This is a genomic window from Cohnella pontilimi, assembly GCF_005049045.1.
Lineage (GTDB): Bacteria > Bacillota > Bacilli > Paenibacillales > Paenibacillaceae > Cohnella > Cohnella pontilimi.
In genome coordinates, this window is record NZ_SUPK01000009.1 from 14,531 (window position 1) to 27,536 (window position 13,006).

A 13,006-nucleotide genomic window follows, 5' to 3' on the forward strand; every position below is an offset into this window, starting at 1 on the left:
CGAATTTAAGCAGCTCACGGCTACTGTCCACCGCTTAGCCCCAACCGGAAGGCCCCTCCTGAGCGATGGGGATAAGGGCCAAAGGCTCTCGCCGGAACCCATGTCCCGGCGAAAGCGCCGCCTCCTTGCGTATCAAATAAAATGGCTCAAGAAATGCATATTTTGGCCTTGGCTACAGCAGATGCATTTCCGGGCGGTCGAAGCGCCAGCGGCATGGTGTCAGCTCTCTTAGGCTGCTATCTCGAGCCTTCTCTTTTTGCGCAGGGCGAAGAAAACTAATGCCGCTATGGTGACGACATATGGAATCATTTGGATGAACTGACTTGGAACGGGACTTCCCGGAATCGTTTGGACGATGGTCGTTAATGCGCTGGCCAAGCCGAAAATGAGCGATCCGATCAAAATGCCCGCCGGATTGCGATTGCCGAGCAGCACGACCGCTAATGCCAAAAATCCCGTACCCGCCGTCATATCTTTCACGAACATATTCGTGAGCCCGTTGGAGAGAAACGCACCGGCTAGTCCCGCAAACACGCCGCTCCAAGCCAGCGCAGAATACTGCACACGCTCGACCGGAATGCCGAGCGATCTCGCGGCCTGAGGCGCTTCCCCCACCGCTCGCAAATGGACGCCGTACGGTGTGCGGTAAATTAATACGATGCAGAAAACGACGGACAGAAACGCGATCCACTCCATCAAGCTGTGGCCGCTCAACAATTTCCCCAGCACCGGTACATCCTGAACGAAGGGGATATCGACCAAAGGAATTTTCGGCGCGCCTGTGGGGTTGTAATTCCCGGTCAATCCGTATATTTTACTCATCAGGAAAATGGTAAAACCGGAGCCGAAAATATTGACTGCGAATCCCGCGATAATGATATCGACTTTCAATCGAATCGCAAAGAATCCCATGCCGTAACAAATGAGCACGGATGCGGCCACACCCGCCAGTACGCCCAGCAACCAGCTGTCCGTCCCCGATGCCACGGCGATCGAGGTAAACGCGGACAGCAGCATCAGGCCCTCCAGCCCGATATTGATCACACCTCCGATATCCGAAATCAATCCGCCTAGTGCGGTGAGAAGGATTGGCGTCATGAACCGGAGCAGCACCACGATCAACGTCAAATCCATGATTTGGCTCCATATCGTTTGCCATACGACCACTCAGCCCACCGCCTTTTGACCGGATACGAATTTTTGTTTGATGTAGGCAAAAATCGCTTGCGACGAAACGAAAAGCACGAGCAGCACTTGAATAATGACGGCGACCTCGCGCGGCATGTCGCTTCCGACCTGCATCGTCTGCGCTCCGACCTGCAGATAGGCGTAAAACAGCGAGGCCGCGAGTACACCGATCGGATGGTTGCGGGCCAGCAGCGCGATAATGATGCCGTCGAACCCAAGGCCAGCCGAGAAGTTATCTTTGTACGTGCTATGGATGCCGAGAATCTCCACGATCCCGGCAAGACCGGCCAGCGCTCCGCTGATGACGATGCTGAGCACGATTACGCGCGGCGTCGCGATCCCGCCATATTTGGCAAACTGCGGATTTTTCCCCACCAACCTGAGCTCATATCCGATCGAGGTATGATAAAGCAGCATATAAACGACCGCTACCGCACCCAACGCAACCAGCAAACCGGCATGCGCCGAAAATCCCGGAACGATTTTACCGAGCAGCAAGCCAGGATCGATGTAAGGCATTCGGGCATAGCCGCCGCTCTCCGGGTCTTTGAACACATTGTTCACCAAATAGGAAGTGGTCAGAATCGCGATAAAATTTAACATGAGCGTAGTGACGATCTCGTCGGCGTTCCAATAGGCTTTCAACGCGCCGGGAATTGCCCCGAACAACGCTCCTCCCAGCACCGCACACGCCAGAATCAACGGCAAATGCACCCAAACCGGCAATCCCGGCACATATACGGCAGCCAGCGAGCCGAGAAACCCGCCGACATAAAGCTGGCCCTCCGCGCCCATGCTGAACACGCCGGCTTGGAACACGACCGAAATCGCGAGACCTGTCAACATTAACGGAACCGCCTTGTTCAAAATCGTTCCGATATTGAAGCTGTTAGCCAATGGATCCATAACGAGCGCACTGATCGCGGACAACGGTTCTTTGCTCGTCAACAAGATCACGATAAATCCGCACAGGAGAGCAGCGAACACGGCGGCAGCGATGCCAGCCAGTTCGAGATACAGCGCCTTGCCGGTTTTCATTGCGACGCCACCTCCTGTGTCTTGATGCCGAGCATGTAGTAGCCGAGTTCCTGTTCCGTCAGATCGGGGGTGTTGTCCAGCAGTGCGACGATTTCGCCGTTATAAAGCACCGCGATCCGGTCGCTCAGCGCCATGATCTCCGAGAGCTCGGCGGATACGAGCAGCACCGCAGCCCCGGCATCCCGCCGTTTGATGATTTCACGATGAATAAACTCGATCGCTCCGATGTCCACTCCCCGGGTCGGTTGGGAGGCCACGAGCAGCTTCGGGTTTTTGGACAATTCACGGGCCACGACGACCTTCTGCAGGTTACCGCCGGACAATGCGCCGGCCATCGTCTGTTCACTGGCCGCACGTACATCGAACATTTCCATGGCCGACTTGGCGAATTGCCGAATTTTCTTTTTCCGCAATAAAGGTCCGATCTTGAATCCGGGGTTGCGATAATGATCGAGCATTAAATTGTCTGCGATGGTCGAAGTCAGGCAGGCGCCGGACGTTTGACGGTCCTCCGGAATGTGGCCGATTTGAAACGCTCGGATTTGGGCAACGCTTAAATTCCTTAACTCCTGGTCGAGATAACGAATTTCGCCCGATACGGCACGGCGGAGCCCGGTGATCGTCTCCACTAATTGTGTCTGGCCGTTGCCCTCGACACCTGCAATGCCCAATATTTCGCCGGCTCGAACGCGGAATGACACCTGACGGATGGCCGGAACGCCTTTGTCGTCCAAGGCCGCCAATCCGCGCACGGAGAGCACCGTTTCCTCGGGCCTGGCCGGCGTTTTTTGAACACGGAACAGAACTTCCCGTCCCACCATCAGCCTGGAGATTTCCTCTTGATGCGTTTCTTTCGTGACGAGCGTCGCGATGGATTGACCCCCGCGCAGAACGGTCACGCGATGGGAAATCTGCATCACCTCGCGCAGCTTGTGGGTGATGAAAATGATCGTATGGCCTTGCCGCACAAGCGATTTCAAAGAATCGAACAGCTCGTCCGTTTCCTGCGGCGTCAAGACGGCGGTCGGCTCGTCCAATATGATAAGCTTAGCTCCCCGGTACAGCACTTTTAAAATTTCAACGCGCTGCTTTTGTCCGACCGGAATCGTGTCCGCGCGCGCTTCAGGATCGACTTTCAGTCCATAATCGCGGATCAGCCCGGCCACCCGTTCTTGTTCTTTCGCGCGGTCCCGGAACAGGGAAAGAACGCCCTTGGCCGGTTCCTCTCCGAGGACGATATTTTCGGATACCGTAAGGGACGGCGCGAGCATGAAATGCTGATGTACCATGCCCATACCGTGCTTAATCGCATCTCGAGGTCCTTGAAAACTGACACTTTGTCCCTTAAACGAGATTGAGCCTCTTGTGGGAGCCTCCAGACCGAACAATATTTTCATGAGCGTCGATTTGCCGGCGCCGTTCTCTCCGACAAGCGCATGAATTTCCCCTTCCTCCACGCTAAAGTCGACACCCCGGTTCGCGACGGTACCATTGGGATAAACCTTATGAATGCTTTTCATTTCGAGTAATGCCGGCATGTCATCCCTCCGTGCCATGGCCAAAAAAAGAGAAGCGAGCAACACCCGCTCCTCACGTTCGGCTTATAACGTCGATTCCACTTTGATTTCTCCGGTGGAAAGCTTCTTCTCAATCTCCGCTATTTTATCTTGTATCGATTTCGGCACATATTGGGCATAAAGATCGTCCTTCGCGATGCCTACACCGCCTTCTTTGAGCCCGAGCACCTCGGTTTTCCCCAGCGGCAGCTTGCCTTGCTGCAGAAGCTGAAACGCGCGGAAAACGGAGGTGTCGATGTTTTTCAGCATCGAGGTCAGGACGCTTCCCGGATACAGAGGATTTTGATTGGCGTCCACGCCGATCGAATATTTGCCCGCTTCGTTGCCGGCTTCCAGCGTGCCGAGTCCGGCTCCCCCGGCTACCTGATACACAATATCGGCTTTTTGCGTATTATATTGGGCAAGCGTCAATTCTTTCGCTTTCGGGGCGTTCGACCAATCCCCGACATAGGACGTGATGATCTTGACGTCCTTGTCGATGTATTGCGCTCCTTGCTCATAACCGGACTTGAAATCGTTGACGATCGGATCGTCCACCCCGCCGACAAATCCGATAACCTTGTCCGGATTTGCTCCCTTGAGCTCCGTGCTGGTGGTCACCAGCGCCGCGAACGCGCCGGCGAGAAAAGAGCCTTCGCTTTGCGAGTACAGCATGGAATAAACATTCGGAATATCGTTGATGACTTCATCGAAAAAAATGAACTTTTGATCCGGATACCGCTTGGCCAAATCTTTGACGATATCCACCATTTGGATCGTGCCGGTCAGCACGACGTCATATTTTTTGCTGGCTACAAGCGATTCGAGGCTGGAAGCCCAATCCGCCTGGTTGTTACCGCCTTCCACCGTCTTGATGTCGATTCCGAGATCCGTACCCGCCTTTTGAAACCCAGCTTGCGCAGAATCGAAAAACCCTTTGTCTCCCAGCGTTCCGTTGACGTAATAAACAGCGCTCTTAATGTCGCCTCCGCCCGATGAGTTACTGCTTTTTTCGGAATCCCCGGATTTCCCGCCGCAGCCAGCTGTGATAACCGCAATCGACAGCAGCAGCAAGCATGCGCTCCACAACTTTTTCAATTTCATTGACGCTCCCCCACGATTTAATTTGTGAAAAGAATCACTATGTAAGAAACAATCTCCCATTGGAAACGCTTCTTAGAGAGAATATAGCACAAAATAAAAAAGCCGGGAATCCGGCTTTTTGGAATTTATGATCGAATTCGGACGAATCGACGTCCAGCCTTCCGGACATGCTATCGTTACGGAACGTTACATGCCGTGTTTGTTGATGAGCCCGTTCAGTTCTTTGAGGAACATGTTGATGTCCCGGAACTGGCGGTAAACGGACGCAAAGCGAACATAAGCCACCTCGTCAACCGGATACAGCCGTTCCATGAGCAGCTCCCCGATCACGCCGCTTTCGACCTCGGACAATGCCGTATTGCGCACTTCCCGCTCCACGTCCGATACGATAATCTCCAACTGATCCATCGATACGGGGCGTTTTTCGCAGGCGCGGAGCAGCCCGCGCAATATTTTGTCACGGTTAAATTCTTCCCGGCTGCCGTCCTTCTTGATCACGACGAGCGGGGTTTCCTCCACCGTCTCGAACGTCGTGAACCGCCGGCTGCATTTCTCGCACTCGCGGCGGCGGCGAATCGACTTGTTGTCGTTCGCCGGTCTGGAATCCAACACTTTAGTTCCGTTGTAGTCGCAGTAAGGACATTTCATCGAATGATCTCGACCCCCAGCTCAAATGATTCCGGCAATTCTTCGCATTTCCACCTATTTCCGCACATGAACCCGTCCAAAAGGGACAAAATACGACTACCAACCGCAAGGAGGTGAAGATCAATGCCAGGACGCAGACAGAATCTTGTTCCTCAAGCACGTCAGGGACTGGACCAACTCAAGTATGAAGTAGCTCAGTCCATCGGTGTCACCCTTCCGCAGGACGGTTACTACGGTTTTCTGCAAACGCGGGACGCCGGTGCTATCGGGGGTAACATGGTTCGCCAAATGATCACCCTCGCCGAGCAGCAACTCGCCGGCCAAGCTGGTGGCGCTGCTTTGGGAGCACAAGCCGGTCGGTAATGAGTTGCCAGCATGCAAGCACTCAATAAAGGGAAGCTTTGAAGCCACCGCTTCAAAGCTTCCTCTTCATTTTGTCGGCGAAGAAGCTTCACAAAGCGTTGTATAACGATTGATATTTCTTATAATAATACATCACACGCTGGACGTAATGTCTAGTCTCGCCGTACGGAATATCGCGGAGCTTGGCCTCCGTGCCATCCCACGTTCGATCTTGGAGCCATTTCTTAACCCGGTTGGGACCGGCGTTGTAAGCGGCCAGCATGGCCGCGAGATTTCCGTCGAACTGCCGCTCCAGTTCCTTCACATACCAGGTGCCCAGACGAATTCCGGCATCCGCCCGGTTCCCGGCGTCCTTTACCGAAATGTCTCCGAAGCTGCCCTGGCTCAGGATCCAGGATGCCGTACTCGGCATCAATTGCATGATGCCTACCGCCCCCTTCGGGGAAACCGCATCCGGACGGTAGTTCGACTCCACCCGAATGATCGCCGCGATAAGCAGCGGGTCCAGCCCATATCTCTCGGAGTTTTGTTTGATTTCTTGGGTGTACGATACGGGATAAACCCATCGGCCGAGCCAGTCCGACCGAAAAAAAAGGGCGCTGAGCACAAGCAGCAATAGCAGCAGAATCCATCGTTTTCGCTTTCTCGATTTCAGCTTCGTTCTCGGTTTTGGCTTCGTTCTCGCTTTGACCTGTGTCTTCATGCTTGCCCTGAGTGCTCCGTTTGTTGCCAGAAACGGTCGATTTGCGCTTGCGTTTCTTCCAAGGTTCCGCTGTTGTCGATCAAGATGTCCGCCCTCCGCTTTTTCTCCTCGATGTCCATTTGCGCCGCCAGTCTTCTTTCTGCTTCCTCCGCCGACAGCTTGTCCCTTGTCATTAACCGTTTCAGCTGCTCTTCACGAGGCACATAAACGACCATGACTCTTTCAAAGTATTCGGTGAGCCCGGACTCGTACAAAAGAGGCACGTCCACGACGCAGAGCCGCTGAGGGTATTTACGCGCATAATCCGCCATCCTCTGTTTCATCACGGCTCTGATCGCCGGATGGGTAATGGCTTCCAGCGCTTTGCGCTCCTGATCATCCGCAAATACGATTTGACCCAGCTTTTTGCGATCAAGGGATCCGTCTTCCTGAAGCACTTCACGCCCGAAACGCTCGGCAATGCGATTTAGAGCCGGTTGCCCCGGCTCTACAATTTCCCGGGCAATTTTGTCCAAGTCGATGAGAAGAGCTCCCCGCTCGGTTAGTAACTTCGCGACTGTGCTTTTGCCCGTGGCGATGCCCCCGGTGAGTCCGATATTCATGCAACGACTTCCTTTATAACAGTCTAAGTAGTCCCATGGCGATCAAAATCAGCCCCGGCAAAGCCGAAAGTTGTCTCACCCAACGCCAGCCGGCCACACGAAATCCAACTTGAGTTCCTGTCCAAAGGAAGGATCCGCTGGCGGCCATGATCACGACTGCGGTGATGATCGGAGGGAAGCCGATCAGTCCGGCTCCGATGCCGGCGCCGAACGCGTCCAGTGACAGAGCGGCACCCAGCAGAAGTGCCTCGCCGGTCGTAATGATGCCGGAACGGTCTACGTCCGCCGCAGATGGCGTGCGTAAAATCTGAATGATAATGCCCAATTGCCGGATTTCCAATCGCAGCACCGTGGAAGGAGCGTCAGCCACTTCTTTTTTTCCGGTGTTACGGCTCTCGGCTTCTCCATTCCGGATAAACTGGATGAATGTCCATAGGCCGATCCCGATCAAGATCACCGCGCCTGCAGCCGATGCGCCGTGCGGAGACATCCACGCCATCAATAGCTTTCCGACAAGCATAGAAACAAAAATCACGAGTCCCGAACACGCGGAAATGATCAAAACGGACCCGGCCGGTATTTTGATTTTGCGGACTCCGTAGGTGATGCCCACACCGAAACCGTCAATGCTTACAGCAAAAGAAAGGAAAAGCAGCGAAGCGATGGAAGCCAGCATTCGGTTTCCCCCCGGATGATTTTTACTTCACCATCCTATGCGGGGGGCTGGGTGAATGCCCCGTTTTTTCTCCGAATCCTGCCTTTCACCGGGTTGTTACTGTGCGGTGCCGTCGAGCCGGCGCTTCACGGCATTTCCCTTGGCGGCTTTCGCCCTTTGTGACCTCGCCGTCTTCCTGGGCCCTATCTGGCAGCTCGGACAAGTGTGCGTTCCCCGCCCGCCGACCACGGACTTCTCGATCGGAGATCCGCATGTTGCGCACGGTTGGCCAGTGCGGCCGTAGGCTCTCAACTGATGCTGGAACATGCCCATCTCGCCCTGCCCATTCACATATGATTTGACGGAAGAACCGCCGGCGTCGACCGCCGCTTGCAGCGTGTCGACGATCGCCTGATACAGTCGCAGCTTCTCGGCTTTCGTCAGCGAATCCGCCGTTCGTTCCGGATGGACACCGGCAAGGTGCAGCGCCTCGTCCACATAAATATTGCCAAGTCCGACGATGACTTCTTGGTTCAGAAGCAGCGGTTTGATTTTCGTCGTGCGCCGGCCGAGCGCCTTCAAGAACGAGTCCGGCGTAAACTTGTCCGACAACGGCTCCAGCCCCAGTTTATTCAGCGGAGGCGACTGCCATTCCTGCCCCGGAGCAAACAGGTGCATCGTTCCGAATTGCCGGACGTCCTTATATCTCAGTTCGGTACCGTCCGTAAAATGAAAGATGATATGTGTATGCGGCTCCACTGGATCGTCCGCCCGGTATACGCCGTACCTGCCTTCCATGCGGAGGTGCGATACGAGTGTCACGCCATCAAGCAGCAAACGGAGAAACTTTCCCCGCCGCTCCACCGACTGAAAAGTATGCCCCTCCAACATGGCGGCAAACACATCCGGATCATCCGGCTTTTGAAGAATACGGGGCAGGTTGACCGTGACGCGGCTTATCTTCTTACCCGCAATCAGCATGTTCAAGGTCCGTCGGACGGTCTCTACCTCCGGCAATTCCGGCACTGCGATTCACCTTCTTTAACTGAAATACTACTTGATGCGTTGAATTACTTCGCCTCGTACCAGTTCGACCCGAAGCTGACGTCCGCTTTCAGGGGAACGTCCAGCTCCAGCGCCGACTCCATCACTTGCGGCACAAGTACCTTCATCGTCTCGAATTCTTCCTCCGGCACTTCGAACACCAATTCGTCATGCACCTGCAGCAGCATGCGGCTTTGCAGGTTGCGCTCCCGCAGCGCTTCGTCCATCTTCACCATCGCCAGCTTGATGATGTCCGCCGCCGTTCCTTGGATCGGTGTGTTCATCGCCGTTCGCTCCGCGAACGAACGGAGATTGAAGTTAGAAGCCGTGATGTCCGGCAAGTAACGTCTCCGTTCAAGCAAAGTCGTCACATAGCCGTCCCTTCTTGCTTGCTCCACGATGGAGTCCATGTACTTGCGAACCCCCTGGAATACACTGAAATATTGCTCGATGAAGGCCGCCGCTTCCTTCCTCGTAATATGCAGGTTTTGAGACAGGCCATAATCGCTGATCCCGTACACGATCCCGAAGTTGACCGCCTTCGCCGAACGCCTCATGTTGGCGTCGACCTGTTCTTTGGGCACACCGAACACGTCCATCGCCGTCTTCGTATGAATGTCCATCTCCTGCAGGAACGCTTCCTTCAGCCGCTCGTCGCCGGAAATATGGGCCAGAACCCGAAGCTCGATCTGCGAATAGTCGGCGGCGAGAATGCACCATCCCGGTTCCGAAGGGACGAACGCTTTGCGGATTTGCCGTCCTTCTTCCATCCGGATCGGGATATTTTGCAGGTTCGGATATTGGCTGGCCAGCCGTCCGGTTGCGGCAATCGTCTGCCGGTAGTACGTATGAATTTTGCCGTCGTCCGGCCGGATCTCCTTGGTTAATCCTTCAATATACGTGGATTGAAGCTTGGTCATTTGGCGGTAGTGCAAAATTTGGCGGACGATTTCATGATGCGGCTCCAGCTTCTCCAGCACTTCGGCGTCGGTGGAATAGCCGGTTTTATTTTTCTTCACGACGGGCAGGCCCAATTTCTCGAAAAGCACTTCTCCCAGCTGTTTCGGAGAGCCGATATTGAACTCCATGCCGGCCAGCCTGTAGATTTCTTTCATCGTCTCGTCGATCCGGCGTTGAAAATCTTTACCGAGCTCTTGCAAAGCGGCGCCTTCGCACTTAATGCCTTGCTGTTCCATGTTGGCCAGCACGATCGCTAACGGCTGTTCCAGCTCATAATACAGACGGCGCATGCCCAGCTTATCCAGCTGTTCTGCGAGCACGGGCTTCAAACGGCGGATTCCGTCCGCTTTGGCCGCAAGATGCGCGGCGAGCTCCTCCAGCGGAGGAACGTGGAACTTGGCGCCCTTGCCGAACACCGCCTCATCCGACGGCACGGTGGGCAGGCCGTACCGCGAAAGTGTCGAGGACAGCGAAGGATCGGCTTCCGTCGGATCCAGCAAATAAGCGGCGAGCTGAACGTCGAACGCCTGTCCGCACAGCTTCACCCCGCTTCGCGACAACACGAGCTGCACGCGGTGCAAGTCGTAGCCTGTTTTGGGCCGATCCGGCTCGGCCAGCCAAGCGATCAGCTCTTCCGCTTCCGAAGCTTTCAATTGTTCCGGTTGAAGCACATAAATACGGTCAACCGCTGTGATCGCCAGACCGATCATTTCCGCTTGATGCGGGTTGTCTCCGGCCGATTCCACCAACACCGCCTCGGCTTTCGGCAGGGCGTCGTTCAACTGGTTCCATGTATCCGCGGCCGATCCGACGATCACCATCTCGTATTCGGCTTTGGCCACCTTCTCGACTGCCGCGTCATCCGCACCGTGCAAATCCAGCCTTTCGAGGAGCGACTTAAACTCCAGCTTGCGGAAAGCCGCGGCGAGCGTGGAAGCATCGTATCCGCTCCATGCCGCATCCTCTACCGTCATATCGAGCGGAACTTCACGGTAGATGGTGGCCAATTGCTTGCTCATCCGAGCATTTTCCATATTATTTTCAATATTTTCACGCAGCTTGCCTTTAAGATTCCCGATATTGTCCAGCACGTTCTCCACGGTGCCGTATTCGTGCAGCAGCTTCAGCGCCGTCTTCTCTCCGACGCCGGGAACGCCCGGGATATTGTCGCTCGGATCGCCCATCAGTCCTTTGAGGTCGATGATCTGGAGCGGTTTTAAGCCGTACTTCTCATCCACGTCCGATGGCGAGTATTTTTCCACTTCGCTTACGCCTTTGCGCGTCAGCAGAACGGTAACCTTGTCCGATGCAAGCTGAAGCAAATCCTTGTCGCCGGAAACGACGACGACCTCCTGCCCTTCCTCTTCCGCTTTCCGCGACAAAGTGCCGATGATGTCATCCGCCTCGTATCCGGCCAGCTCAAACTGGGAAATGGAGAACGAGCCGATCACTTCTTTCAAGAGCGGGAATTGCTCCGACAGCTCCGGCGGCGTCTTCTGGCGTCCGCCCTTATATTCCGCATAACCTTCGTGGCGAAACGTGACCTTGCCTGCATCGAACGCGACGAGGATATGGGTCGGTTTCTCCTGCTCCAGCACTTTCAGAAGCATGGTGGTGAAGCCGAAGACCGCATTTGTGTGCAAACCGTTGCTGTTCGTTAACGGCGGCAGCGCGAAAAACGCCCGATAAATGATGCTGTTGCCGTCGATCAGCATCAGTTTGTCTTTTCCTTTACCCATAAATCCTACACCTCGCCGACAGGTTTTCTACATACTGATAATCATACCATACGGTACCGCATGCCGCACTCCAGAGTGTCCGAATCCGAATACGAAAAAGGAGACGCGTCGCGTCTCCTCCATCAATCGCTTATTCTCAAACGGTGGGTAAACCCAGCGTATAAACATCGGCAGGATTTTCGCACGGTTTTCCGATCAAAAATCCTTGGCCGAAATCGATGCCCATCGACCGAACCAGTTGAAACTCTTCCGGTCTTTCGATTCCTTCGGCCACGGTCCGAATTTTCATTCGCTTGGCAAACCTTACGAACGTCCGGAGCATGTGCTTTTTCATTTCATCCTGGTCCGCATACTGAACGAGCGATTTATCCAGCTTGATATAATCCGGCTTCAGCTCCACAATGGCCTGAAGCGATGAATAGCCGGCGCCTGCGTCGTCGATCGCGATCTGGTACCCTTGGCTTCTGTAATGAGCCAGCATTTTTTTGGCTTCATCGAAATCCTCGATCGAGCTTCGCTCCGTCAGTTCGAATACGACCTGTCCCGGATGGAGTCCACGGGCGGCCAGCCATTGCCGGGTCTGCCCGGACACAAATTGCGGATCTTTCATGATGGACAAGTTCACGTTTATGAATATTTTTTGCCGCGGTCCAAGCAGTGGACTCGATAATACCGCCTTCTCGCGTGCCAACCGGTCTAAGGAGAAGGCATAACCTTCCTCTTCCGCATAACGAAATAAGGAAAGCGGTCCGTCAAACGGGCTGTCCGGCGCACAACGCGTCAGCGCTTCATAGCCGAATATGTTACCGTCCCTTAAATGAAACAAAGGCTGGTATACGCTACGAATATCCCCTTCCCTGAGTATGCGTTCCATTTCCATGCCGCGCACCGGATCCCGCTGCGGCATGCTCCATCCTTGCAGCCGGGAAGCGGCTGCGAGAAAGCCTTCATACAACAAATCCGTGAACGGCCGGTCGCCGGTGCCTGCGATGACTGCAGCTCCGTAGCCGAAGTCGTCGGTGTGCCGCATGACCGGCGCATCCCCGAATGGGTCGCCGAATTCCGCAAAAAGGATATCCCGGACACGTCTGCCCAAGGTGTCCGCATAATGCTCAGCCGCTTGCGCTGACTTGGCCGGAATGCCAAAGTATACCCATAAATGAGGTCCGATCCGCTCCCCGTACCGGACGCTTACTTCGTTCAATCTCAGGGAAAACCATTGGCTCCATCGTTCCGCTTCTTCGTCCTTCGTGAGACCCGCGGCTTGCCTCCAGCCGCCGGGCAGGATAAATCCGACGAGGCCCAAAAATTCGGAATCGTATTCCGGCCATCCGTCTGCCCCCGGCAAGTGAAATCCGCCGATGAATCGTTCAGACCCTGTCATATCATTTGAGGCCATCATTTTG

The 13,006-nt window shown here is 54.9% G+C and carries 12 protein-coding genes; 1 reads left to right on the top strand and 11 read right to left on the bottom strand.

Translation table 11 applies throughout. From position 1 onward, the window contains the following. Positions 1-228: 228 nt before the first annotated feature. The 5 genes from E5161_RS17185 to nrdR form a co-directional block, all read right to left on the bottom strand. Entirely contained in the window at positions 229-1,167 is a 939-nt protein-coding gene (locus E5161_RS17185) for an ABC transporter permease (RefSeq protein WP_246042377.1), read from the bottom strand. After that, positions 1,168-2,226, bottom strand: coding sequence for an ABC transporter permease (locus E5161_RS17190; RefSeq protein ID WP_136779123.1), 1,059 nt, complete (start codon positions 2,224-2,226; stop codon positions 1,168-1,170). Beyond that, on the bottom strand, positions 2,223-3,764 hold the full coding sequence (locus E5161_RS17195) for an ABC transporter ATP-binding protein (protein WP_136779125.1): 1,542 nt from the start codon (positions 3,762-3,764) through the stop codon (positions 2,223-2,225). The genes E5161_RS17190 and E5161_RS17195 overlap by 4 nt, the downstream gene beginning before the upstream one ends. A gap of 63 nt (positions 3,765-3,827) precedes the next feature. Beyond that, positions 3,828-4,886, bottom strand: a complete 1,059-nt coding sequence (locus E5161_RS17200) for a BMP family lipoprotein (protein WP_246042379.1) — start codon at positions 4,884-4,886, stop codon at positions 3,828-3,830. Between the two features lie 186 nt (positions 4,887-5,072). Beyond that, entirely contained in the window at positions 5,073-5,534 is a 462-nt protein-coding gene (gene nrdR / locus E5161_RS17205) for a transcriptional regulator NrdR (protein WP_136779126.1), read from the bottom strand. 123 nt (positions 5,535-5,657) lie between these two features. Here nrdR and E5161_RS17210 point away from each other — a divergent pair, with 123 nt between their 5' ends. Further along, positions 5,658-5,897: an alpha/beta-type small acid-soluble spore protein gene (locus E5161_RS17210; protein ID WP_136779128.1), complete on the top strand. Its 240-nt coding sequence runs from the start codon at positions 5,658-5,660 to the stop codon at positions 5,895-5,897. 88 nt (positions 5,898-5,985) lie between these two features. Here E5161_RS17210 and E5161_RS17215 read toward each other — a convergent pair whose 3' ends face one another. The 6 genes from E5161_RS17215 to E5161_RS17240 form a co-directional block, all read right to left on the bottom strand. Then, positions 5,986-6,600: a lytic transglycosylase domain-containing protein gene (locus tag E5161_RS17215; RefSeq protein ID WP_136779130.1), complete on the bottom strand. Its 615-nt coding sequence runs from the start codon at positions 6,598-6,600 to the stop codon at positions 5,986-5,988. Further along, complete coding sequence (coaE, locus tag E5161_RS17220; protein ID WP_136779132.1) at positions 6,597-7,202, bottom strand: dephospho-CoA kinase; 606 nt, start codon at positions 7,200-7,202, stop codon at positions 6,597-6,599. Before coaE ends, E5161_RS17215 begins: the two co-directional genes overlap by 4 nt. A 13-nt stretch (positions 7,203-7,215) precedes the next feature. Beyond that, positions 7,216-7,878: a sporulation membrane protein YtaF gene (ytaF, locus tag E5161_RS17225; RefSeq protein ID WP_136779134.1), complete on the bottom strand. Its 663-nt coding sequence runs from the start codon at positions 7,876-7,878 to the stop codon at positions 7,216-7,218. Positions 7,879-7,974: 96 nt separating this feature from the next. Then, on the bottom strand, positions 7,975-8,883 hold the full coding sequence (mutM, locus tag E5161_RS17230; protein WP_136779136.1) for a DNA-formamidopyrimidine glycosylase: 909 nt from the start codon (positions 8,881-8,883) through the stop codon (positions 7,975-7,977). A gap of 44 nt (positions 8,884-8,927) precedes the next feature. Continuing rightward, positions 8,928-11,600 carry a DNA polymerase I gene (gene polA, locus E5161_RS17235; RefSeq protein WP_136779138.1) on the bottom strand — a complete coding sequence of 891 codons (2,673 nt, stop codon included), beginning with the start codon at positions 11,598-11,600 and terminating at the stop codon, positions 8,928-8,930. Positions 11,601-11,736: 136 nt separating this feature from the next. Continuing rightward, entirely contained in the window at positions 11,737-13,002 is a 1,266-nt protein-coding gene (locus tag E5161_RS17240; protein ID WP_136779140.1) for an EAL domain-containing protein, read from the bottom strand. Positions 13,003-13,006: the final 4 nt, after the last annotated feature.

Excerpts from the sequence above, each read along its gene's own strand:
- nrdR (WP_136779126.1), bottom strand. The coding sequence starts at position 5,534 with ATGAAATGTCCTTACTGCGACTACAACGGAACTAAAGTGTTGGATTCC.
- E5161_RS17195 (WP_136779125.1), bottom strand. The coding sequence starts at position 3,764 with ATGCCGGCATTACTCGAAATGAAAAGCATTCATAAGGTTTATCCCAAT.
- ytaF (WP_136779134.1), bottom strand. The coding sequence starts at position 7,878 with ATGCTGGCTTCCATCGCTTCGCTGCTTTTCCTTTCTTTTGCTGTAAGC.
- coaE (WP_136779132.1), bottom strand. The coding sequence starts at position 7,202 with ATGAATATCGGACTCACCGGGGGCATCGCCACGGGCAAAAGCACAGTC.
- E5161_RS17240 (WP_136779140.1), bottom strand. The coding sequence starts at position 13,002 with ATGATGGCCTCAAATGATATGACAGGGTCTGAACGATTCATCGGCGGA.
- E5161_RS17210 (WP_136779128.1), top strand. The coding sequence starts at position 5,658 with ATGCCAGGACGCAGACAGAATCTTGTTCCTCAAGCACGTCAGGGACTG.
- E5161_RS17215 (WP_136779130.1), bottom strand. The coding sequence starts at position 6,600 with ATGAAGACACAGGTCAAAGCGAGAACGAAGCCAAAACCGAGAACGAAG.
- polA (WP_136779138.1), bottom strand. The coding sequence starts at position 11,600 with ATGGGTAAAGGAAAAGACAAACTGATGCTGATCGACGGCAACAGCATC.
- E5161_RS17200 (WP_246042379.1), bottom strand. The coding sequence starts at position 4,886 with ATGAAATTGAAAAAGTTGTGGAGCGCATGCTTGCTGCTGCTGTCGATT.
- E5161_RS17190 (WP_136779123.1), bottom strand. The coding sequence starts at position 2,226 with ATGAAAACCGGCAAGGCGCTGTATCTCGAACTGGCTGGCATCGCTGCC.